Origin of the sequence: Agarivorans sp. 2_MG-2023 (assembly GCF_030548085.1) — a bacterium.
GTDB lineage: Bacteria > Pseudomonadota > Gammaproteobacteria > Enterobacterales > Celerinatantimonadaceae > Agarivorans.
Genome location: NZ_JAUORQ010000003.1, coordinates 256,735 through 279,030, shown reverse-complemented (window position 1 = coordinate 279,030; position 22,296 = coordinate 256,735). Strand labels below are relative to the sequence as shown.

22 protein-coding genes are annotated in these 22,296 nt (G+C 44.2%); 8 read left to right on the top strand and 14 right to left on the bottom strand.

Going from position 1 to position 22,296, the window contains the following annotated elements; genetic code table 11:
- Positions 1 to 32: 32 nt before the first annotated feature.
- Together Q4549_RS06315 and Q4549_RS06310 are read right to left on the bottom strand one after the other, a co-directional pair.
- Entirely contained in the window at positions 33 to 332 is a 300-nt protein-coding gene (locus tag Q4549_RS06315) for a 4a-hydroxytetrahydrobiopterin dehydratase (RefSeq protein ID WP_303510575.1), read from the bottom strand.
- Between the two features lie 40 nt (positions 333 to 372).
- Entirely contained in the window at positions 373 to 1,290 is a 918-nt protein-coding gene (locus Q4549_RS06310; protein WP_303550259.1) for a hypothetical protein, read from the bottom strand.
- A 295-nt stretch (positions 1,291 to 1,585) separates the two neighbouring features.
- Between Q4549_RS06310 and Q4549_RS06305 the strand changes: the two genes are divergently transcribed.
- Positions 1,586 to 3,784, top strand: coding sequence for a malate synthase G (locus tag Q4549_RS06305; RefSeq protein WP_303550258.1), 2,199 nt, complete (start codon positions 1,586 to 1,588; stop codon positions 3,782 to 3,784).
- 218 nt (positions 3,785 to 4,002) lie between these two features.
- Positions 4,003 to 4,731: a hypothetical protein gene (locus Q4549_RS06300; RefSeq protein ID WP_303550256.1), complete on the top strand. Its 729-nt coding sequence runs from the start codon at positions 4,003 to 4,005 to the stop codon at positions 4,729 to 4,731.
- Between the two features lie 40 nt (positions 4,732 to 4,771).
- Here Q4549_RS06300 and Q4549_RS06295 read toward each other — a convergent pair whose 3' ends face one another.
- A complete protein-coding gene (locus tag Q4549_RS06295; protein WP_303550254.1) occupies positions 4,772 to 5,893 on the bottom strand; it encodes a DUF481 domain-containing protein in 1,122 nt (373 codons plus the stop codon).
- A gap of 153 nt (positions 5,894 to 6,046) precedes the next feature.
- Positions 6,047 to 6,517, bottom strand: coding sequence for a WbuC family cupin fold metalloprotein (locus Q4549_RS06290; RefSeq protein ID WP_303510586.1), 471 nt, complete (start codon positions 6,515 to 6,517; stop codon positions 6,047 to 6,049).
- Positions 6,518 to 6,673: 156 nt separating this feature from the next.
- On the opposite strand from Q4549_RS06290, the gene Q4549_RS06285 reads away from it, so the two are divergent.
- Entirely contained in the window at positions 6,674 to 7,081 is a 408-nt protein-coding gene (locus Q4549_RS06285) for a GFA family protein (protein ID WP_303510589.1), read from the top strand.
- Between the two features lie 90 nt (positions 7,082 to 7,171).
- Here Q4549_RS06285 and Q4549_RS06280 read toward each other — a convergent pair whose 3' ends face one another.
- A complete protein-coding gene (locus Q4549_RS06280) occupies positions 7,172 to 8,185 on the bottom strand; it encodes an AraC family transcriptional regulator (protein ID WP_303550251.1) in 1,014 nt (337 codons plus the stop codon).
- Positions 8,186 to 8,440: 255 nt separating this feature from the next.
- On the opposite strand from Q4549_RS06280, the gene Q4549_RS06275 reads away from it, so the two are divergent.
- Both Q4549_RS06275 and Q4549_RS06270 read left to right on the top strand, forming a co-directional pair.
- Positions 8,441 to 9,313: an EamA family transporter gene (locus tag Q4549_RS06275; RefSeq protein WP_303550250.1), complete on the top strand. Its 873-nt coding sequence runs from the start codon at positions 8,441 to 8,443 to the stop codon at positions 9,311 to 9,313.
- A gap of 74 nt (positions 9,314 to 9,387) precedes the next feature.
- Positions 9,388 to 9,603 (top strand): hypothetical protein, encoded by a 216-nt coding sequence (locus Q4549_RS06270; protein WP_235836139.1) that lies wholly within the window; start codon positions 9,388 to 9,390, stop codon positions 9,601 to 9,603.
- Position 9,604: 1 nt separating this feature from the next.
- On the opposite strand, the gene Q4549_RS06265 is transcribed toward Q4549_RS06270, so the two are convergent.
- The 4 genes from Q4549_RS06265 to rsmC all read right to left on the bottom strand — a co-directional run bounded on the left by Q4549_RS06265 (position 9,605) and on the right by rsmC (position 13,924).
- Positions 9,605 to 9,883: a late competence development ComFB family protein gene (locus Q4549_RS06265; protein WP_137671816.1), complete on the bottom strand. Its 279-nt coding sequence runs from the start codon at positions 9,881 to 9,883 to the stop codon at positions 9,605 to 9,607.
- Positions 9,884 to 9,960: 77 nt separating this feature from the next.
- Positions 9,961 to 11,439 carry a glycogen synthase GlgA gene (glgA, locus tag Q4549_RS06260; RefSeq protein WP_303550249.1) on the bottom strand — a complete coding sequence of 493 codons (1,479 nt, stop codon included), beginning with the start codon at positions 11,437 to 11,439 and terminating at the stop codon, positions 9,961 to 9,963.
- Positions 11,440 to 11,531: 92 nt separating this feature from the next.
- Entirely contained in the window at positions 11,532 to 12,752 is a 1,221-nt protein-coding gene (glgC, locus tag Q4549_RS06255; protein ID WP_137671814.1) for a glucose-1-phosphate adenylyltransferase, read from the bottom strand.
- A gap of 140 nt (positions 12,753 to 12,892) precedes the next feature.
- Complete coding sequence (gene rsmC / locus Q4549_RS06250) at positions 12,893 to 13,924, bottom strand: 16S rRNA (guanine(1207)-N(2))-methyltransferase RsmC (RefSeq protein ID WP_303550246.1); 1,032 nt, start codon at positions 13,922 to 13,924, stop codon at positions 12,893 to 12,895.
- Positions 13,925 to 14,241: 317 nt separating this feature from the next.
- Between rsmC and dapA the strand changes: the two genes are divergently transcribed.
- Both dapA and Q4549_RS06240 read left to right on the top strand, forming a co-directional pair.
- Complete coding sequence (gene dapA, locus Q4549_RS06245; RefSeq protein ID WP_137671812.1) at positions 14,242 to 15,114, top strand: 4-hydroxy-tetrahydrodipicolinate synthase; 873 nt, start codon at positions 14,242 to 14,244, stop codon at positions 15,112 to 15,114.
- Between the two features lie 144 nt (positions 15,115 to 15,258).
- Positions 15,259 to 16,032, top strand: coding sequence for a diguanylate cyclase (locus Q4549_RS06240; RefSeq protein ID WP_303550243.1), 774 nt, complete (start codon positions 15,259 to 15,261; stop codon positions 16,030 to 16,032).
- A gap of 80 nt (positions 16,033 to 16,112) precedes the next feature.
- Here Q4549_RS06240 and Q4549_RS06235 read toward each other — a convergent pair whose 3' ends face one another.
- Complete coding sequence (locus tag Q4549_RS06235; protein WP_303550240.1) at positions 16,113 to 17,612, bottom strand: hypothetical protein; 1,500 nt, start codon at positions 17,610 to 17,612, stop codon at positions 16,113 to 16,115.
- A 266-nt stretch (positions 17,613 to 17,878) separates the two neighbouring features.
- Here Q4549_RS06235 and Q4549_RS06230 point away from each other — a divergent pair, with 266 nt between their 5' ends.
- Complete coding sequence (locus Q4549_RS06230; protein WP_303550237.1) at positions 17,879 to 18,637, top strand: transporter substrate-binding domain-containing protein; 759 nt, start codon at positions 17,879 to 17,881, stop codon at positions 18,635 to 18,637.
- A gap of 4 nt (positions 18,638 to 18,641) precedes the next feature.
- On the opposite strand, the gene Q4549_RS06225 is transcribed toward Q4549_RS06230, so the two are convergent.
- The 4 genes from Q4549_RS06225 to thiB all read right to left on the bottom strand — a co-directional run bounded on the left by Q4549_RS06225 (position 18,642) and on the right by thiB (position 22,294).
- A complete protein-coding gene (locus Q4549_RS06225) occupies positions 18,642 to 18,980 on the bottom strand; it encodes a hypothetical protein (protein WP_137671808.1) in 339 nt (112 codons plus the stop codon).
- Positions 18,981 to 19,046: 66 nt separating this feature from the next.
- Positions 19,047 to 19,748, bottom strand: a complete 702-nt coding sequence (gene thiQ, locus Q4549_RS06220; protein WP_303550234.1) for a thiamine ABC transporter ATP-binding protein — start codon at positions 19,746 to 19,748, stop codon at positions 19,047 to 19,049.
- Positions 19,732 to 21,303, bottom strand: coding sequence for an ABC transporter permease subunit (locus Q4549_RS06215; RefSeq protein WP_303550231.1), 1,572 nt, complete (start codon positions 21,301 to 21,303; stop codon positions 19,732 to 19,734). Before Q4549_RS06215 ends, thiQ begins: the two co-directional genes overlap by 17 nt.
- Positions 21,304 to 21,310: 7 nt before the next feature.
- The gene (gene thiB / locus Q4549_RS06210) at positions 21,311 to 22,294 is read right to left on the bottom strand and encodes a thiamine ABC transporter substrate binding subunit (protein WP_303550228.1); all 984 of its coding nucleotides are present in this window, start codon (positions 22,292 to 22,294) and stop codon (positions 21,311 to 21,313) included.
- Positions 22,295 to 22,296: the final 2 nt, after the last annotated feature.

The window sequence follows — 22,296 nt, the reverse complement described above, 5'->3', positions numbered from 1 at the left end:
TTTGAGCCATTGAAGCCCAACACTTCGATGGCTCAATAATATTTTTGGTAAAGCTCTTCGATCAATGTGGCCAATTTAAAATCTCGCTCGCTTACTCCGCCTAACTCATGAGTGGTGAGTGCGATATTGACGCGGTTATAGCAATTACTCCAATCCGGATGATGGTTTTGTTGTTCGGCGTAGTCAGCGACATGGCCCATAAACTCAAATGCTTGTACAAAATCTTTAAAACGGTAGCTGTTTTCAATGCTATTGTTGCTAAATTGCCAGTCAGGTAAATGTTTTAATGCCATTTGAATAGCCGATGGACTTAAGGCTTGTTCATCACTCATAGTATCTTCCTAAATCAATCATACTTCTATTTAGCCTAGGTTAGCTGGGGCGAACTGCCAGTTTCACCAGCATTGGCAAGAGATAAATGGGCAATTGAATTGCGCCCATATATATCATGTATTCTAAGCCTAAAAAGCTGCCAGTAATGCTGTAGGTTAGCAATACATTGCGGTTGGTTGCGGTAATGGCGCTGATAATCGCCAGGTTTTTGCCTTGTCGGTAATACAGCAAAAAACTACTGATAAACAATACCAGGCACACCCCGCTGGCAATGAGCAAATATTCCAGTGCTTTACTGGGAGTTTCATCGAATATTTCTCTAAAAGCTCCCATCAAACCTAAAGGAAAGAAAAACACTAACACGATGGTAAACGGGCGAATTTGCTTTAAAGCTTGTTCAATCAAGCTTTGTTTTAGTAGCTTGTGGACTAACAAACTGATCATGATGGGTAAAACAATAAAGATAGCTAAACGCAGACTATATGTTTGCATATCAAGCTGTAACTGCTCATTGCCGTTAAAGCGACTAAATAGCCAGCCGTTGAGTAGCAATATCAAAGGCATCAGCAAGGTTGAGGCAATGGTCATGGCCATACAGCGCTGCGCATCTAACCCTAAGGAACGCACAATAGCTGGGCTGGCAAATAAGGAACCGGTTGCGCAAGTAGCGGCAATAGCGAGGTAGAGTTTGCTATCAATATTAAGTAACCACGCTAACGTCATGATCAAAATAGTAACGCCAAACGTATGCCAAACAGCGTACAACCAAACAGAGGCTTGAGCTAAGTCGGTTACCAGAGTTTTAATGTTGAGGCTAACAATGGTGAGCAGCATCAGAAAAAACAATACCGCGGGTAATAAGGGTAATAAAGCATTTGAAAAGTTAGGTAGGGCAAAACCTACTAATACGCAGCTAGCCAGTAACTGTGTTGAGAATCGAGAAATAAATGCCAGCAAATCCTTGCCTCTTGAATGGGTAAACTAAGCCCTGTTTACTCTGGTTTACATTATTAAAGTGTAATTGCTAACTCAGTTCAAACAAGTGTTTGAAAAATACTATCAAAGAGTTGTATGATTGCAAATGCTACGTTTGGCCAATTGTTTATCTAGGGCCTTATATGGGATGCTAATCTGACAATTATTGTAGGTCGAGCTTCGAACCTGCTGCAAGAAACTAAGGGTAACATGAATTAAAGCGCGAGGTTGAACCCATCGTGCAACACATAATAACTATAAAATAAGGGACAATTGGATGACTAAACCGACCACTGCGGCATCAAGCTACCACAAGCTAGAACACTTCCAAGTATCTAACTTGCTGTACCAGTTTATTAACCAGGACGTACTACCAGAAACCGGTGTTGACCAAGCCTCGTTTTGGTCAAGTTTAGAAAGCTATCTGCAACACTTCATACCTAAAAACAAGTCTTTGCTGGTTAAGCGTGAACAGCTACAAGCCCAAATAGACCAATGGCACCAACAGCATCCATCCCCGTTTGATGCCAACCTTTATCAACAGTTTTTAAGCGATATAGCCTATTTAGTTGATGCTCCTGAAAATGTGACCCTAAGCACCTCAAAAGTCGACCGAGAATTAGCCTTGTTAGCTGGCCCACAATTAGTGGTGCCGGTTATGAATGCGCGTTATGCCCTTAATGCAGCCAATGCCCGTTGGGGGAGTTTATACGACGCACTTTACGGCACTGACGCTATTGACCAAAGTGGGGAGTTGGAACCTGGTAGCAGTTATAACCCACAACGCGGCGCCGCCGTTATTGCTTATGGTCGCGCTTTGCTCGACCAACATTGTCCGCTTGCTCACGGCAGCCATGCCGACGCCACGCGCTACAGTGTATTATCTGGCGGCTTGTTAGTGAGCCTAAAAGATGGCTCTAACACTACCTTAGCTGAAGCGTCTCATTTAGCGGGTTTTCAGGGAGATGCTGAACAGCCAAGTGTTATTTTGTTGCAACATCATGGCCTTCATATTGAGATTCAATTTGATGCAGAGCATCAAATTGGTGAGCAAGATAGCGCCAATGTTAAAGATATCGTTTTAGAATCCGCGCTAACCACCATTATGGACTGTGAAGATTCTATTGCGGCGGTTGATGCTGAAGATAAAGTCGAAGTATATAAAAACTGGCTAGGATTAATGCGTGGCAGTTTACGTGAATCCCTGAGTAAAAATGGCCAAACCATCACTCGAGAGCTAGAGCCAAATCGCCACTATGTTAACAGCCAAGGCCACGGTTTTAGCTTAAGTGGTCGCTCACTTATGTTTGTGCGCAATGTTGGCCACTTAATGAATAGTGATTTACTGCTCGACGCCGATGGTAATGAAGTGCCAGAAGGGCTGCTTGACGCCGTATTTACTAGCTTAATTGGTAAACATGATTTGCTTGGTAATAGCCCTTATCGCAACTCGCGCGAAGGCTCTATTTATATAGTAAAACCTAAAATGCATGGCCCTGAAGAAGTCGCTTTTAGTAATCAGGTATTTGGCGCGGTTGAGGAGTTTTTAGGTTTAGCGACTAACACTATCAAACTCGGCATTATGGATGAAGAGCGCCGCACCAGCGTAAACTTACAGGCATGTATTGCTGAGGCAAACCAACGGGTGGTATTTATTAATACCGGTTTCCTAGATAGAACCGGTGATGAAATTCATACCAGTATGCACGCAGCAGCGATGGTGCCAAAAGGTCAGATTAAAGAAAGCGCGTGGATTAAAGCTTACGAGTTAAACAACGTAGAAGCAGGTTTAGCATGCGGTTTACAAGGTAAAGCGCAAATAGGTAAAGGTATGTGGGCGATGCCTGAAATGATGGCCGCTATGATGCAAGCTAAGCAAGCTCACCCACAAAGTGGTGCTAGCACCGCCTGGGTACCGTCGCCTACTGCAGCAACTTTACATGCGATTCACTATCATCAGGTGGATGTGTTTTCTGTTCAGCAGCAACTTGCCCAGCATCTAGAACAACACAGTACTCAGCGCCTAGCTGATTTACTGACTCCGCCATTGGCCGAGCAAACAGATTGGTCTGAACAACAGCTTATTGCAGAACTAGATAACAATATCCAAGGTATTTTGGGTTATGTGGTTCGCTGGGTTGAGCAAGGTGTAGGGTGCTCAAAAGTGCCAGACATTAACGGTGTGGGCCTAATGGAAGACCGAGCCACCTTGCGTATCTCTAGCCAGCATGTGGCTAACTGGTTAAAGCATGGGGTGGTGAGTGAAAGTTTAGTTAAGCAGCGTTTTGAAGTTATTGCTAACTTGGTTGACCAGCAAAATGCAGGTGATCCGCTGTATTTAAATATGGCTGGTAAGGCGGAGAGTAGTTTTGCTTATCAAGCCGCTTTAGATTTGGTGTTTAAAGGGTGTGAGCAACCTAGCGGTTATACCGAACCTTTGTTACATGCCTGGCGACGCAAGTTTAAAACTAGCTAAATTAGAACTTGGCAATGAAAAAGCACCTAAGGGTGCTTTTTTTATATTTAATCGGTTTACTCTACATTTAATCTATTGATTCTTATCAATATAAGATCAATAGAATACTAGACTCAAAAACAAATAATGGTATCGTAGCGGCGCTATTTAACCAGTAATAGCTCACATCAACGATTAGGCATGGATATGCCGTAATGTAGAAAGAGTAAAGGATTAACATGTTGTTTATAAGGCTATTATTTGTATTAGTCGCGGCCTCGCTCAGCGCTTGTTCAAGTATTAAAACAGATCAACTTGAAGCTAGTGAGTCGCTATCGCTGGCCGATAAAACCCTCGTTTATACTCGCTATGAGTCACTACCTGATTTTACTGCGCAAACTGCCGCTGGTGTTCAGTTTGGTTTGTTAGGTTTAGCCACGGCTATATCTAACGGTAACGCGATGATTGTAGATAACAAGGTAGAAGACCCCGCGCTAGATATTGCTCGAGAGTTAGCCAGTGGTTTAAGCAATAGTTATAAGGTTAAGGTGGTTGATGATGCATCAAAAAGCCTAACCAGCCCGGAGATTCCACACATCATCCAATTATACAGTGACTATGACTATATTTTGGATGTTCGAACTCTAGGCTGGGGATCAATCTATTACACTAGCGATTGGGATAACTACCGAGTGAGCTATCAAGTGCATGCCCGTTTAATTGATAGAGAAAAAGGCAGTGTTATTGCCGAAGAAGCTTGCGGAAATTTGCCTGAATATGCAGATACTGAGTTGGCTCCATCTTATATCGATCTTCAAAATGGTGATGGCTTGAAACAGGAGCTGGCACGTTCGGTTGAGTTTTGTGTCGCGCATATTCGTAATATGGCTAAGCTAAATGATGATACTAATGCAAGTAGCGTAAAAGCTAAACAACTGCAGAGCGAAGCTGATTCTACAACCTTGTAATACCTCTACAGCCTCTTAACTCTAAGAGGCTTTTTTGTGACTAAAAATCGAGGCCTATGCCAATCACGACCCGGTAGTCATTTTTTTCTGGCGTAATGTCATCTGCATCCGGCGTGGGGGAGGCGGTGTAATCCCAGATGAAATCGATATCTAAATCTAAATCGTCGGTAATATCTATCGCAAAATTGAGGAGGTTATGGTGTTGATAACCACCTGTTTTGGTTTGTGATAAGGTCATTTGATAATCATGATTGAGCTCAATATCTTTCGTTATATCGATTTCAAAGTTGGAACCAAAAGATAAACCTAAACTGCTTTCTTTATTAGAGGTGCCAGCGGTCACTTCTTCAAAACGGGTTTGTTGCCATGACGGACCCGCCGACAACTCCCACTTTTTGTCATCATCCTCAACCGCAATGTAACCCACTTGAGAAGCGAGTTGGCTTTGTAACTTAATGTTTTTAAGGGGCGCGTGATAAAAGTCGGCTAATACCGGACGAAAGAACCAATCTTGGTGCTTGTATAAATCGTGAGATAACGTAACGCGGTGATTGCGTGCCGTGGTTTCATCGTTAGATTCCGACACAACGCCTAGGTAAGTAATAATGGTACGACTTAGGGCGGTTTTGCGTTCGCTGTTTAATTTTCCGTTAATCTCGAGGGTATTGGTATTGCCGCTTGCAATGTTTGCACTCAGTGTGGCTTTGTTTTCCCATCGGTCGGCTTCGCTTTCTGCCACTTGATAGACCGAGATAACGTCGTAACGTGAGGCAAAGTGGGTATCTTTACCTACTATGGTGACTTTTTCTTCATCTACCATTAAGCGGCCTCGAACCACGCCTAATCCTCGTAGATTTACTTGAAACCATTTAGCTGTGCGTAGTCGCTGAATATCTTCAATGTCGATGGATAAGTCATCTAGCTCGTCACTGTCGAATAAGGCTTTTTTCTGATAAAGCTCTTCGAGTTCACCTTGAATCACTTCACCAGAATCTAACTGGATCCAGTCTTTGTCCTCATCTAAGTCCAAAGCACTAAAATAGTCCTGTTGAAACTGCTCGCTGACTGAGGGAATATCTTCAGGTGGGGCTGCCGGCTCATCTTCTGCTCTTAAACAAGAGCTAAACATAAGACTACAGGCAAGTAAAACAAGCAGACGCATCAATTTTGCAAGTGCTCCATTAAGCAAAATGAGAATAGTGCTTTGATATTAGCGGCTTTTTACTCATTACGAAATAAACTCTTTAAGGACAGCGTGTTTTGTTTAAAAACGTTAAGTGATAGTGGCCCTTAACGTTTTTAACAGCGCTTAGCTCTATTTTACTTCGGCGTGACGCATCCATTCGCGATACTGATCTGCCCCTTCTTCACCTTCTGCCGGAGACCAAGGCGCAAAGTCGTCGCTTGGTGTTGGTACGTAAGCACCTTCTTTTATCTCTAAGCCAACGGTTCCTGGTTGCATGCAGGCGTAACCATGCCAAGTATTGGGTGGAATTTCGATAGCACGGTTAGTGTCGGGCGAAAGGCTATGGCGCTGGGTTAGCTCGCCTTCATCATTAAAAATAAGTAAATCTAATTGCCCTTGTAATACCAAAAAAAGCTCCCATTTATGCGCTTCACTGTGGCGGTGAGGGCGCATATAGGTATTTGGCTCAGTAGCAATAAACAAGCGCTGTACGTTGGCATCGAGAGTCTCGTGGAGGTTGTGGTGGCTGCGCTGGCGCGGTGCGGCTTTGGCATTATCACTAAAGTTTGCAAAGTCTTTAGTACTGATGATTTTCAACATCGAAAATAGTCCTAATTTATTATGGTGTCTGTGCGATATTCAGCACGAGCAAATAATTGGCAATATGGTGGCACAATTACCTTCACTCAACAAATGCTTGTTTTGGGTGTAGGGTGTATAGATGTGCAGCGTTAGCATTAGCGAAGAGGAGTTAACATGGATGGATACACTGGACAGTGTTTATGTGGTCAAATCTGTTACCGAGTAGATCACTTAGAGCCTAGAATGGGGCATTGCCATTGCAGTATGTGCAGGAAATTTCATGGTGCTGCTTTTGCCACTTATGGCGAAGCGAAAGCTGAAAATTTTCATTGGTTAAGTGGTCAAAGCAAATTGCAGCAATACCAAGCCGAAAACGGTACGGTGAGACAGTTTTGTGGTCATTGCGGTTCAAGCTTAACCTTTGCGCCAGCGAATGATAGCGGCGAGTTTATTGAATTTAGCTTAGCAAGTTTGGACAGCGAGGTTACGCTAAAACCCGACGCGCATATTTTTGTGGAATACAAAGCCTGTTGGCACGACATCACCGATCACTTGCCTCAGTTTAAAGAGGGCAGAGAGTAAACGCCGTTAGCTTTTTTACAAGTATTAGTTGCGCCTAATGCCACCGAGGCGTTTGTTTTGAGTAGAGAAAACGCTCAGTGGCTTACTTCATTAGCCTTTATTATTTAGCTTTTGTAGGTATTGGTTCGGGGTAATACCTCGCAGCCGTTTAAAGGCTCGCGAGAAGCTTTGTTCATTGCTGTAAGCTAAAAGCTCTGCAATGGCACTAATGGAGTAGCCTTTAAACATATATTGAATGGCTTCATTACTCAGCACATAGCTGGTCATTGAGGAAAAATTCCAGCCGTGAACTAATAAACGACGCTGTAATTGTTGTCGTGACATACCCAAACAATCGGCTAAAAAATCCACTGTAGGTCGGCCATAATACCGAGAAAAATTCACCAATGAATAAAGAGATTTGGCAATATCATGGGGTTGAGGGATATTGATTAAGTCGTCTAGCTGAGCATCGTTAAGTCGCAAAGGAGATTGTTTTTTCCATTGATTATTATCACTGGGTTCTACTACTGAGGCGTTAATCCAAACTTCGGTTTGTGCGCTGGAGACATTCACCTTACAACCAAAAAACGCCTCTAGCTTGGCTTGGTTGCTACTTGGGCCAGTAAGGTTGATTTGCAAGGGGACATAGTTATCTCCGTGGTAATAAGTCAGCATGTTTACCATCATCAATGCGATACGAATACTGTCGTGCAGCCGTCCCTGTTTGTTCAAGTATGGGTTGTTGTAACACCACTTAATAATGTGACCCGATTGTAAACCGTGGAAGGTGGAACCCGATTGTAAGCAAGAGGTGCCGTAATTCACTCGACGAAAGGTAATGGCCAGATCTGGAGTGAAGTAGACCCAATTACTAAAGTACTGAATGTTTTCAAAGCGTAAATAATCAGCCAGTTTGAGCATAAATAAGGGGTCGTTAGTGAGTTGCTCTGCTCTTTCTAACCAGCTGTTCAAAATGGTGACAGGAATGATTGATAGAGGCTCTTCTAAAAGCTTATTAGGAATGCATAAATCTTGGCTAGTAATGGCGAACTCGGCTTGCAAGCCATCAATAATAGGCTTGATAAAATTCAGTCGTATAAACGAAATGTTAATGTCTTTCATCAAGCCCTGCTCTTTTTATCGTTAATATAAGTACACTTTAAATCAATATTTTATAGATATGTACTCAAAGTGTACTTTATACGGGCATTTTCAACTCTCGGCAAGCCCTGGGCGCAGGGATAGTTAAATGTAAAAATCGAGAGGATGAGTCTGGTCATATTTTTTGCTCTAATGGCTAATAAGGCAGTCTTTTGACCACGGGTTTTACTCAGGGTAGGCTGGTTACAAGTAAGTTGGTTCACCATCAAGGACTGTATGAAACCGCTAGACATCGTGTTTGCTCTGCTTGTTGCCAGTATTTGGGGCGTAAACTTCTCGGTGATAAAGCTTGGCTTGTTAGAGCTTCCGCCGGTGCTGTTTTCTGCGTTACGTTTTGCCATTGTTGCTATTCCGGCTGTTTTGCTAGTGCCTTTTCCCAAAACAGCTTGGCGTAATGTTCTAGCGGTGGGCTTTTTTCTCGGCGTCATTAAATTTAGTTTGTTGTTTGTCGCGATGAAAGTGGGAGCGTCAGCCGGGCTTTCATCACTGCTACTGCAAGCTCAGGTCATGTTTACCATTGTGCTTAGCGCTATTTGGTTTAAAGAGAAGGAGACTAAATATCAGCTTATCGGGATCCTCATTGCTTGTACGGGTTTCTTGCTGTTTTTTACCGCTAGCTCAGAAAACTTAAGTTTAACTGCCTTGTTATTACTGCTGCTGGCGGGGTTATCTTGGGCAGTGTCTAACCTATTTATGAAGCAAGCGGGCGGAGTAAATGTATTGCACTTTATGGTGTGGGTGAGTTTAATTCCTCCTCTGCCTTTGTTGCTGTTTTCTTACCATTTTGAAAATGACCAGCCGCTACAATTACTGCTGAATGCAAGCGGGACTACTTGGCTGGCATTAGCCTATGTAGGCTTTATCTCTACTTTGTTGGCGTTCGCATGGTGGGGGCGTTTACTGGCTAAATACAGCGCAGCCACGGTTACTCCTTTTGCTTTGTTAGTGCCCGTGGTGGGAATGTTTACCGCAAGTTTGGTTTTTGATGAGCGTTTAACAGGAAGCGAATGGGCGGGCACTAGCTTGGTATTATTGGGATTAATATGCTGTGTATTTGGCGCAAAATTACGCGCTCGTTTAGCGCGATGAGTTGTTGCACTAAATAGCAATTGAAAGCGAGGGCGCTAGGCTCTAAAGTGGCGCTATTGTTACCAAGAGATTTTATGATGTCTGGATTTAAAGAGCTGAATAAACGCAGTGCTAACTCTTATCAGCAGCAACGCCAATTGATTAAGCAAGTATTGGCAGGTAAACCAAAACAGTGTGAAAGCTGTAAGCAAGCCTTGTTTGTGGTATTGCCTGGGCAAGAAAAAGCCCCAGGTGTTTATTGCACCAAGGGCTGTACCGCGATTGAATTAGAAATATCTTTACCTAAGTAAGCTAGTTGCGAGGTCCTTGGCGGCGGTCTTGCTCTAGAAACTGTAAACACTCTTCAATAGCAACTTTAGTTTTCTCTACTAGTTGCTCACGTTCGGCGTCGCTAATCGCACTGAGCACGTCTACATCGTGTCTTATGTAACGTGGCGGCAAGCGGTTAAGCACCAGGCAGCATAAATCCTGTAGAGTATCTAAATCACAGCGCTTGTGAATTCCTAAAGCATGCAGTTGTTCACCCACTAGGAACTCAGTAAAGTTATGAATTTCCTCTGATAAGCGCATGTAATATCCCTCAAATAAATGTATACATTCAGGTTATATAAGAATAGCCAGAGTCGCCACTCTCTGGGCCATTATTGTTATTGTTGTTGAACCGGATTCACATTTAAGGCGTCATTGTATAAAGCTTCGTATTGCCAAACCGATTGTTGCCAGTGAAATCTAGATTGCATGGCGCGACGACGCATGGCTTGAAATTCCTCTGGGTGCTCTAGATACAGCAACAGCGCTCGGCGCAAAATATTCAGTAAATCGCTGGGTTCAGGATCATAAAAAATATGGCCAGTGGCTTGGCTAGGATCTTCATCATAATCTGAAACCGTATCTCGTAACCCACCCACGCCGCGCACAATAGGTAAAGTGGCATAAGCTAGGCTGTACATCTGGTTTAAGCCGCAAGGCTCAAACAATGATGGCATTAAGAAAAAGTCTGCCCCTGCTTCTACTAAGTGAGCAAGCTCGTTGCTGTAGGCGTGAATAAAGCGCAGTTTGTCTGGCCATTGCTGTTGTAAGGCTTCTAGTTCGGTAACAATACCGCTGTCGCCAGTACCTACAATCACAACCTGTACGTTGTGACGCAAAAACTGTTGCAGTGCCGGTAGTAAAAGATAAAACCCTTTCTGCTCGGTTAAGCGACATACCATGCCAAAAATTGGCACATCAATTTGCGCCAGTTGAGTCTCTAATTGCAGAGCTTGCCGACAAACGGTTTTTCCGCTTAAGTCACTACTTGAGTAGTTGGCAGGAATTAGCTTGTCGGTTTCGGGATCCCAATCTGCATATTCACAGCCATTTAAGATCCCCACTAAATCAGAGCGTCGCTGTTCAAAGTAGTCACACAAGCCGTGAGAACCTAAACGGGTGAGCAACTCCTGGGCGTAATTAGGGCTTACCGCGTTAATTTTGTCGGCAAATCGAATCCCTGCTTTCAGCAGGTTGATGCAGTTATAGCCATCTAGAATTTGATCTACTAAGCCATCAGCTAAACCTTCGAGTAACTGGAATTGATGTTTCTCAAAAATGCCTTGGAAGGCCGCATTGTGAATAGTAAGAACTGATTTACTGTTGCAAAAAAATGGATGATGGGCGTATTTTTGCTTGAGTAAGTAAGGCACTAAAGCGGTGTGCCAATCGTTACAGTGGAATACGTCAGGTCTGAAGTCTAAAGCTTCAGCTACTTGAAATACAACGCGAGAAAAAAAGGTGAAGCGTTCGCCATTATCATCATAAGCAAACTCGCCTTCACTGTAGAGTTGGTCGCGCTCGAAATAGTCATTATGCTGAATCAGGTAAACGGGAATATCTTCCAGCATTAGGCGGTAAACCGCATAATCTATATCGGCACAGCCTTCTGCTGTAGGTAAGCGTAAATCGAGAATCTTCTCGGCTTCGTCGTGGCGTTTTATGGTTTTATAAAACGGCATAATAATTCTTACGTCTTGTCCGTGTTCCTTTAGGGCAAGCGGTAAGGCTTTAGCTACGTCGGCTAAGCCGCCAGTTTTTGCTAGGCTTTCAACTTCTGAGGCTAAAAACAATATCCTGACAGGATGGGCTGTCACAGAGAACTCCTTAACGATTAAGGCACCAAAGGGTGCCTTATATGGTTCAATATTAGAGTAATTGCTTATGTGTTATCAAGGCAATTTAATGCCTAGAAACCAACCTTGGCGTTTTTCGGTATCACTACAATTCCTTCTGGAGATACCGTAAAGCGCTTGCGATCTTCTTCCAAGTTTTCACCAATGATGGTACCTGGAGCAATTTCAGCGTTTTTATCAATGATGGTGCGGCGAATCTGACAGCCTTCACCAATTCTACAGTTGCCAATTAATACCGACTCACTGACGACTGAGCCTGGGCGTACGTGACTTCTGAAACCCAATACACTGCGATTCACTTCTGAGCCTAAAATAAAGCTCCCTGCAGAAATCAATGATTGGCTCACACTCACTTTTTTGTCGCCAACATCTTTAAAGGTGGCTGGTGGAAGTGGTGGGTAATGGGTGTGTAATGGAAACTTAGGGTTGTACAACGAGAACGCAGGTTCTTCGTCTAACAAATCCATATGAGCAGCCCAGTATGCATCTAGGGTACCTACGTCGCGCCAGTAACCACTGGCGGTTTCTCCTGGAATATTGTTTTGAGTGAAGTCGTAAGCGAACACTTTACCTTTGGGATAAAGCTTAGGAATAATGTCGTTACCAAAATCGTGGCTAGAATCATCTTCTTTGGCATCATCGTGCAGCGCGTCCAGCAAGACTTTTCGTTCAAATACGTAGTTACCCATAGAGGCGAGTACGTGGTCTGGATCACCGGGAATTGTTTTCGGGTTTACCTTAGGCTTTTCTTCAAAGCCTATCATTCGGCCTTCGGTATCAACTTCGATAATACCAAACTGATCGGCTTGGTCTTTAGGCACTTTAATCGCAGCAACGGTGAGGTCAGCTTCGTTATGTTTATGGTTATCAACCATCTGGCGCACATCCATTTTGTAGATGTGGTCACTACCAAAAATACAAACATGGTCAGGTTCGTTAATCTCAATGAACCGAGCGTTTTGATAAATCGCATCAGCCGTACCGTCATACCAGCGTTTACCTACGCGCATTTGTGCCGGTACTGCATCAATAAAGCGGTCGGTAATGCCGGATAAATGCCAAGCTTGGCGAAGGTGAATGTTGAGTGACTGCGACTTAAATTGGGTAAGTACATAAATCTTAAGAAAATCTGAGTTCACAAAGTTGTTTAAGGCAAAGTCGATTAGCCTATAACTGCCTCCAAATGGAACCGCGGGCTTAGTACGGCTGTCGGTGAGTGGATAAAGGCGCGTGCCTTCACCACCGGCGAGAATCATCGTTAATATACCTGCCATGGGACTTTGTACCTCTAATAATTATGTCAGTTTCGTGAAATCGTTTTCAAAGTGGCTTGGCTTAGTTTCCAGATATTTACCTTAATGTAAATAGCAGAAACTAGGGTTTTATTAAATCCACAATAAAAATAATGTTCTTACTAAACACAACAACGCAAAATTTTAAATTTTTTGTTGTCGAGTATGCTTTCGTAGCGCGCGAAGTGTTGCTTTATTAGTGCTTCGTACTGCAGGAAGCTATTGGCAACCAACCATAATTCGCCTTGGGCATTTAAGTGCTGTTTGGCTTGGGCAAGAAACGTTTCAGTGGTTTCGTACTGAGTATCTATTCCAGCATGAAATGGTGGATTACTCACGATGAAATCAAAGCGTTGGTTTACTTCGCTTAATCCATCAGAAGCAATTACTGTTCCATTCAACTGGTTTTGTTTTAGCGTGGCTTTAGTGCTAGTCACGGCGTATGCACTTACATCGAGCAGAGTAATGTCTACTTTGTGTAATAAGGCTTGGCTTGCACCAATAATGCCCGCACCACACCCAAAGTCGAGCACGCTACCGTGCAAGGCTGGTAAATTATCTAATAGCAGTTGACTACCGTCGTCTAGTTTTCCGTGGTTAAACACACCTGGCAGTGACATCACTTGCAAGCGAGTATTTGGCAAAGCGACTTCAAATTGGCTTAACCACTGTTCTGGCTGAAAGGCGGGAGCCGCTTTAGTGAGAGAGCCAAAATATAAACCACAGCGTCGAGCACTGTCGATTTTGTTCATTTTAATGCCAAACTCAGCGAGCAGTTTTTCGCAGCTTTTAACTCCACCACGGTTTTCTCCCACCACAAATATGTCGGCATCATCACTGAGTTGCGGCAATATGCTGGCAAACAAGTAGGCGGCTTCTTGCTTTGCTTTAGGCATAAAAAACAGCAGCGCATTGCTGTTTTTGGCTAACCGAGGTTCAACTGAAAACTGACAAGAGAGTTTGTCATCATCCGTTTTCTTAAAGTGCGTAAAGTGACCGTAATGACTACAGCAAATTTGCAACGACGCGACTTGCTCAAGCAGGTTAAGCGGGTAGTTGTCGGCGAGTTGGCCAGCTACCACTAAATGCCGCTCGGCAAAAAGTTGGTCGTGGCGGGCGAGTACTTGGCTGGTAGCGTGTAGCGAGGTGTTCATAATAGGGCTTTATCGCGGTCATAATTGGCTGCAATAATAGAAAGTTTTCGTTGAAAAGGCTATCTCATCGCCGCTTCTAAGTATTTATTTTTAAGGTTACTTGACTTTTAGTGCGTGCTAAGGAAACTAGCTAGCAAGAATTTCGTTTGTTAAGGACACATCTGTGATGTCGATTTCTTTAAAGTTAAAGAAATATAAACGGCCCGAATTAAAACGCGGGTGGTTAACGGCTGGGTGCAACTAAATCGAAATAGTATTTTTGAACCCGGCCACTGTGACCGGGTTTTTTTATTTTAGAAGTAAGTGATGGAGCGGGCATGTTTAAAGGATCGATAGTAGCGTTGGTTACTCCCTTTATTGAAGGTGAGGTTGATTATGCGGCGATTCGCGAGTTAGTTGAATGGCACATTGGCCAAGGGACTCATGGCATTGTGCCAGTGGGGACTACTGGCGAAAGCCCAACCCTAACTCACGATGAGCATATTGCTGTAGTGAAAACGGTAGTAGAGCAAGCTAAAGGGCGTGTGCCTGTTATCGCGGGTGCTGGCTCAAACAACCCTATTGAAGCTATCGAGTACACTAAGGCTGCCCAACAAGTGGGTGCCGATGCAACTTTGCATGTAGCGGGTTATTACAATCGCCCTAATCAAGATGGTTTATTTCAACACTTTAAGATGTTGCACGACGCCACTGATATTCCGATTGTGCTTTACAACATTCCACCACGCGCGGTGGTAGATTTAAGCCCAGTAACCATTGCTAAACTGGCGCAATTACCGCGTATTGTTGGTGTGAAGGACGCTACCGGCGATTTGTCACGTCCACTATTTGAACGCCAATTGATTGAGCAAGACTTCTGCTGGTTAAGTGGTGAAGACGCTACGGCGGTTTCTTACAATATTAGCGGCGGCCAAGGTTGTATTTCAGTAACAGCGAACGTAGCCCCTAAACTGTGTGCGCAAATGCAACAAGCCACTTTAGACGGTGACTATGCTAAAGCTAGCGAGATTCAAGATAAGTTGATTCCTCTGCACCAAGCAATGTTTGCTGAGCCAAGCCCAGCTGGCGCTAAATATGCGATGTCTTTACTGAACAAGTGTCGAGCAGAATGTCGCTTGCCAGTTACCGAATTGTCGGACTCTACCAAAACGCGTATTCGCAATGTTATGCAGAGTTTAGAGCTAATCTAATATTATTGTTTTTGTTTATAAGGCCGAGCTTGCTCGGCCTTTTTATTAACTTAGCTTTTTCCTGCATGCTGCTTGGCTGACTTAAGCTAAGCCTATGATTTAACTTTGCTATAGTTAAGTTTACGCAAACTAAAGGGATGTGTTGTGGCAGAGCTAGATCTAGTCAGTTTTTTCCATGGAATTGTTGAGGCCGATAGTGGCTATTGGTTATTGCAGCCAGAAAATGGCAAAGTTTCGGTGCGCTACCCTTGGCAAGACCAACAGTCAGAACACCTCGATGTAGAGCAGTGGTTAGAGCGTATTGATTCTCGCTGTCGAGCTGCCTTTCAGCAAGCCATGCACGCAAGTTTAGCTAATAACCAAGCGTTTTTTTGCCACTACTGCCACAGCGAAGATGAATGGTTGCGGATCCATGGTATGCCGGTTGAAATCCAACAACAGCAATATTTGCTGGCCAGTGTGCTTCCACTCACCATGCCAGTGATTAACGACGAAACTAACCTTCGCGATCCAGAAAGCGGTTTGCTGTCGGCGCCATTGTTTAGAGAGCTGTTGATTCAAGCAATGCGCTTAAGTAAGCGAAATCACGAGCCCTTTGCGATTCTCACCTTACATTACGCCAGCCATGACTCGTCTTTAGTCTGTGCAATCGTCGCCCAAGTGCTTCAGCAACAGTTACGTCGTTCAGACAGCATTGCTCAGTTTAGTGAGGGTGAGTTAATTGCTTTGTTATACGGAGCGAGTCGCACGGCGGCTGATAACGTTGCTAAAAAGCTTACGGGCGAATTACAAAGGCAGTTAGAGGGCGTGGCCTTAGATAGCCTTAAAATTGGTTGGGCTTATTACCCAGAGCACGGTGATAACGTAGACACCTTGTTAGCGCACCGTTTAGACGCGGTTCAGCAATTATCGCCTTAATCACATTTGCTTGGCTGTTGTTAAACAAAGAACGCTAAACAGTGTTTAGCGTTATTTGTGGTAAACCTAATTAATAAGGCTTACTTCGCGTTCTGAACAATAGTGGCGCTGTCTTTCAACATTTCTAAGTACAAGTCTTCATACTCAGTTGGGTTTAATATGAGACCATTCGCATCGCTATACTGAGTCACCGTTCCAGTTTCAGCAATACTGCGACTGTCGATGAAGTTAGCCATAAAATAATCTTGCTGATCTGCAGAAAGCTCGCTGTCGATTAAGGCGATTTCAATACTGTCGATTTGGCTTGTGGCTAGCTCTAGGGCACTACTTTGCATTAAGGCTTGTTGAGCTTTAGGCGCAGCGTAAATTGATTGATAAAAGGTGCGGCTATTGTTGTGTGAACGCAATCTTACTTGGCTGCGTTGTAAGGCAAAGTCGCTGCTGTTAAAGCTGTTAGCATTATCGATACAATGATTAGCGTGGCTAAGCTCAACCGAGCAGTTCTCTATCAAATCTAAGTTATCAATGCTGTTTAACTCTGCAAGTTCTAGGTCTAAGGCCGCGTTATCAGCGTTAATAGCCATTACGCTATTAAACTGCCAATTACTGTCGTTGGTGGTACCTGAAAACAAGCCTACCCAATGGCTTACTTGGTCATAATTAGGGGCAATGGTGAACTGGTCTACATCTTTGTATAAGGTTTGCCACTGGTAACTATTGTTATTGTGAATGGCTAGTACAGAGCTACCATCGTCTACTGCTAAGTTGCTAGCCACTTGCCAATACATTGGCTCTAGGTCAGCGTTACTTAGGCTAGCGGCTACGATGTCGTTATTTTCATCGGTATCGTAAACGTAGCTAGGTTCTAGGAAACCGAAGTAGGCTAAATCGGTATGTTGGCCGTTTTGGCTTGAATAAAAGGCGGTTACTAGGGTGTCTTTTACTGCTGGTAGGGGAGAGCGTACAGGGATGTGAGCGGATAGATCATGGCCGCTAACCAAATCAGCGGAGTAACTGGTTTGATAGTAGCTAACGCCACTTTCTTGCAGTACCGATAATGCTGCGGTATCACTAATATCGGTGACCGAACGGTAGTCTTTACCCGCATAACAATTGCTACCGGTTTGTGATGAGCGAACATTTAGTACTTTGTTACCTAAATACTGTTTCTGCACGCTATACATATATACATCGGGCTCTCCGCTTAAGTTACGATCTACTTCTTCTAGAGAAACATAGCCTTCATCGGGTACCCATCCGCTATCAAAATTCACGATACCGTTGCTTGGTACATCGGCAGCTTGAATGGTGTGTTCTTCAATAATTGAACCGTCAGCATTGTGGAATAAAACGTTATAACCAGTATTCGCTATCGACGCGGTAATCACTCGGCTGTTGTCGGTTTCAGAGGTTCCGTAGATGACACAGCCCGATTTAACATCGCTTTCTTTTAGTGTTTGTAACTGAATGATCTGCCAGTTGTAACGTGGAGTTGAAGGACCAGGTGATGAGCTATCGCTACCCCCACATCCGCTTAACAAAAAAGTGGCGACTAAACTGGGTAATATGGCTTTTTTCACTACTGCTTCCTCAAACTACGAGTCAAAATATTGTTGTTGTCGCTTTATTAGCAATATCCGCACCGTTTCTTGCTCATTCATTGCCTTTGAATATGTGTTTTATTTTTATTTTGTATTTTTGTTTGCTGTTGATTTAGGGTTTGGCTTTGCTTTGTTACAGAGTTGTTAGCTAAAACTGTGCCTTGGCAAGCATTTGTGGTGTTAATTGGTTTTTCGGGTTTGATGTTTGTTTTATATTGCCTCTGTGTAGAGCAAAGGAGCCTGAAATGCTGCGATGGGCTAAAAAAGGATGGTGTTTGTGTTTACTAATGTGGCCAATAGGTCTTTTTGCCGCGCCCATTGAAATAAAAGTTGGCGGTTATGACTTCCCTCCCTATGTTAGTCACAACGTTTCAACTAACCGCTACAGCGGGGTGAGTTTAGATATACTTCGCGCGCTTAATCATCTTCAAGACAAGTTTACCTTTCGATTTGTGTCGACTTCTCGGCATAACCGCCATGCCGCTTTTACCCGTAAACGTTTCGACCTGATTTTGTTTGAAAACCTAGAGTGGGGCTGGCAGCGCCTCAATGTTCAGCAAAGCCTTCCATTAGTCTTAGACAAAAATCTGTTGCTCACTCATCAGCAGAACCTTGGTGAGCAAGACCAGTTGTTTGCACCAGGACACAATTATACTGTGGTGCTGTTTGACGCGGCCTATCAAAGCCAGCATTTATCCGATGAAGGGTTTGCGGTAAACAGCTGCTCCCATGTCATGAACTGTATTAAGTTAGTGGTAAAGCGGCGGGCTGATTTCACCATGGTAAACGAGAGTTTTTATTTACCCCTTACTCGGCAAAAACCGAGTTTACTTCAATCACTAAAAAGCATTGCGCATTTTAGTCCGGTGCATAGCTTACATGCTCTACAACGGGCAGACTCTTCGTTAAGTGTTGAGCAGTTAAATTTCTTCTTTAAGCAGTTGAGTTTATCTGGGGAGTTGCAAGCCATATTGAGTCAGTATGACTTAGCAATTGCAGAATAAGCTTTTAGGCTCTTGCTAATAGCTGTGGGCCGCGAGTGCCTTTTTCTTCCATATACTGAAAATACAAACGAATATGGGTCGCTGATTGATCTACGCTGCGTCCCATTGCTTCGCGAATAGCTTTGCGATTGGCTTGTTTAGCATCATCACTATCGCGCAATTGAGTGGCGCTTAAACCTGGCTGAACGTCGTTATTGCCAAACACCGCCGTACCGGGGTTAGTCATTTGGCGTTGCGCGGTATATTCAGTGATGGTTTGCCGTGGTGCGCTGTTTTCTATGCGTTGGCGAGCGGCATAAGTTGATTCGAGTGATGCAGCTTGAAGGTTATTATTCACCTGCATAAATCTTCTCTCCTTAAGTTAAAAAAACATAGCCTTACGTGTTTATCGGCCAGCATTATTTAATCTTTAACTACAGGCTAAGTATCGTGCAATGTGGGCATTGCTTGGTGAGGTTAATAGCTCTGCTGGGCTGGCAAATTGACGAGTGGTTCCGGCTTCAATAAATGCAACTCGCTCGGCCACACGCTGGGCATCTTGCCATTGATGAGTGACCATTATTACCGCCAGTTGCCACTCTTCGGCCAATTGCTTAACCAGCTCTAAGCACTCTAAACGTAACATGGGATCTAATGCGCTAAAGGGTTCGTCTAGCAACAAAATAGGCTGCTGACGCACCAAACAACGGGCCAACGCAGCACGCTGCTGTTGACCGCCAGAAACTTGGTCGGGGCGTTTATTTAGTAAGCCAGCAATGCCTAAGTTGTTGGCAATTTGGCTAAGCTGCTCTCGCTGTTGTGCGTTAAGTTTCAATGACGGTGAAAGCCCCAGCGCAATGTTTTGCTCAATGCTTAAGTGGTGGAACAAATTGTGATGTTGAAACAAGCTGGTAACGGGGCGTTGCTTAATCGGTAAGTTTAATAAATCTTCACCTAACCACGACAAGCTGCCACTACTGGCGGGAACAAAGCCAGCAATAAGCTCTAACAGGGTACTTTTACCGCAGCCACTGGCGCCCAATAACGCCACCACTTCACCGGGGTTCACCTCCAGTTGGTAATGAAACTGCTGTTGCTGGCGAACACAGCATAGTTTAGAGATGCTTAACATGGTGGCGTCCTAGGGTAAGTTCGAGCAAATAAAATATTACCGTGCAGAGCAGCAGCATAATTAAACCGGTAGCGCTGGCTAAAGCATATTGGTAGGTGCTTAGTTGTTGGTACAGCAGCAACGGCAAGGTTACCACGTCTACACTGCCAATCAGCGCTATTACGCCCATGTCACCTAAAGACAAGACCATACATAAACTTATGGCTAGTGCTAATGGCCGACGAATAAGCGGCCAATAAATTAAATGCAATTGGCTGAATGCCGGTAAATCTAAGCTTTGGTTTAGCTTAGCGTATTGTTTAATGGCATCACTTAAGGCGGGTTTTAAGCTGCGAATAAAAAACGGCAGGCTCATTAGTGCGTTAATTAGTGCCACCAAAGGTGCTGTGTAGGCATTGATGTCGGCTCGGCTGATCAGCAAGAAAAACAAGCCGGTGGTGATGACCATTGCGGGTGCAAGCAACATGACTGAGGCCAATAGCTCTTGGCCTCTGCCGGCTAACATGCGCCGTTGTTTGACAACATTGCTACTGTATTGCCATAAAATAGCCCCGCCCAATATCACTACCCACAAGGTGCTTTGTAAGGCAATGAGCAATGACCAGCCAATGCCGCTAAACCATTTATCCCAAGGTAGTTGCTGCCAATTAAGTTGGCTAAGTGGGCTTAATATGCCAAGTAAAATGGAGCCTATAAACAGGTAGTAACCCAGTACCATTACTTGATGAAGTCGCCGCTGAGTTTTACTGAGTTGATGTTGAACAAGAATGTTCTGTTGAATGCGCTTTGCTTCTTGTTGTTCGCGGCCCAGTAACAACCAACCTAGGCTAACTGCAATCAGCAGTTGTAACACCGCACATTGCAGTGCAAATAGTGGGTCGAAGTCGTAGCGTAGGGCTTGATAAATGGCCACTTCAAGGGTGGTGCTTTTAGGCCCGCCACCCAGTGCTAATACAATGGTAAAACTGCCAAAACACAACAAAAATACTAAGCCAAAGAGTCCGGCTAAACGTGAGCGCAACATGGGCCATTCTATTATCTGCCAATTGCGCCATTGGCTAAAACCAAGTTGCTTGGCTTGGCGCCAGTAGCTGGCGGGAATATCGTTATATTGCAAGTAACAATATCGTGCAATAAGTGGCATATTTAAAAAACAGTGGGCAATTAAAATACCGGGTAAACCGTATATCTTCCATGAAAAGGGGCTTATTTGCTGCCAAAAACCGTTAATGCCAAAGCTACCTACGCAGCCCAGTACCACCAAGATTACTGGGCTTACAAAACATAAATTGGCCAAACGCAGCTGCCAATTTATCGATTTAGGCTGTAAATAAAACCAAGCTCTCGCAATGGCCACGCCACCTATACAAGCAAGGCTTGCCGATAATAACGCCTGCCAAATACTAAAGCGCAATACGCGCCATAGGTAAGGGTCGTTAAACGCCGACCAGCTTAGCTCTTGAGCTTGTTCAGCCAAGCCCCAAAACGCTGCCGCTACCACTAGCGCTATAAATACGCTGGCGCAGTAACCGACTATTGAAGCTGGCTTAATCATTGAGTAGTTACTGGCTTACCGAGTTACGCCACTCTTTAGTCCATTGCTGGCGCTGTTGGCTAACGGTGTGTTGCTCAATGCTTAATGGCTTAGGTTGGACTAGCGTAGAAAATGCTTCTGGTAGTTCGGCATCAGGATTAACCGGTAGCATCCAGTTTGTTGTGGCAATAATTTTCTGCGCCGGAGCACTCACTAAAAAGCTGAGGAATTGCTGAGCAAGCTCTACTTGTTGGCTGGTGGCACTAATCGCGGCCACTTCTACTTGGCTCATGTGACCCTCGCTAAATTCAGCAGCTTGGTAACGGTTTTCTTGCTCGGCCACCATGTGGTAAGCCGGCGAGGTGGTGTAGCTTAGTACCAAATCAGCTTCGCCTTTTAGGAACATGCCGTAGGCTTCGCTCCAGCCTTTAGTTACGGTGACCGTTTTATCTTTTAATTTGCTCCAAGCTTGGCTTGAATCATCACCATAAAGGGCTTTAACCCACAACATTAAACCTTGGCCGGGTGTGCTGGTGCGTGGATCTTGATACAAAATACTGCCGTTAAATTCTTCTACAAGCTGCTTCATCGAGCTTGGCGGGTTTTTGAGTTTTTCGGTGTTATAAATAAATGCAAAGTAGCCATAATCAAAGGGTACAAAGTTGTTGTCTTGCCAGTCTATGGCGAGCTTAGGAAGGGTAAGCTGATGGGCTTGAACCGCGTTAATCGCTTCAGTCTCTGGAATGAGGTTAGTATCTAAGCCCAAAATTACGTCGGCTTTGTTGCGTTTACCTTCTAATTTTAGGCGATTTAAAATGGCTACGCCGTCGTCTAAACCTACCCAATTAATGGTGCAGTCACATTGCTGCTCAAAGCTTTTAGTTAAGGCTGGGCCCGGGCCCCAATCGGATACAAAACTCTGGTAGGTGTACACCGTTAACTCGCTGTTTGCTTGGCTGTTAAAGCCCACAACACTCATCGCACAGCACGCTAGCCATAGCAATTTTTTCATCT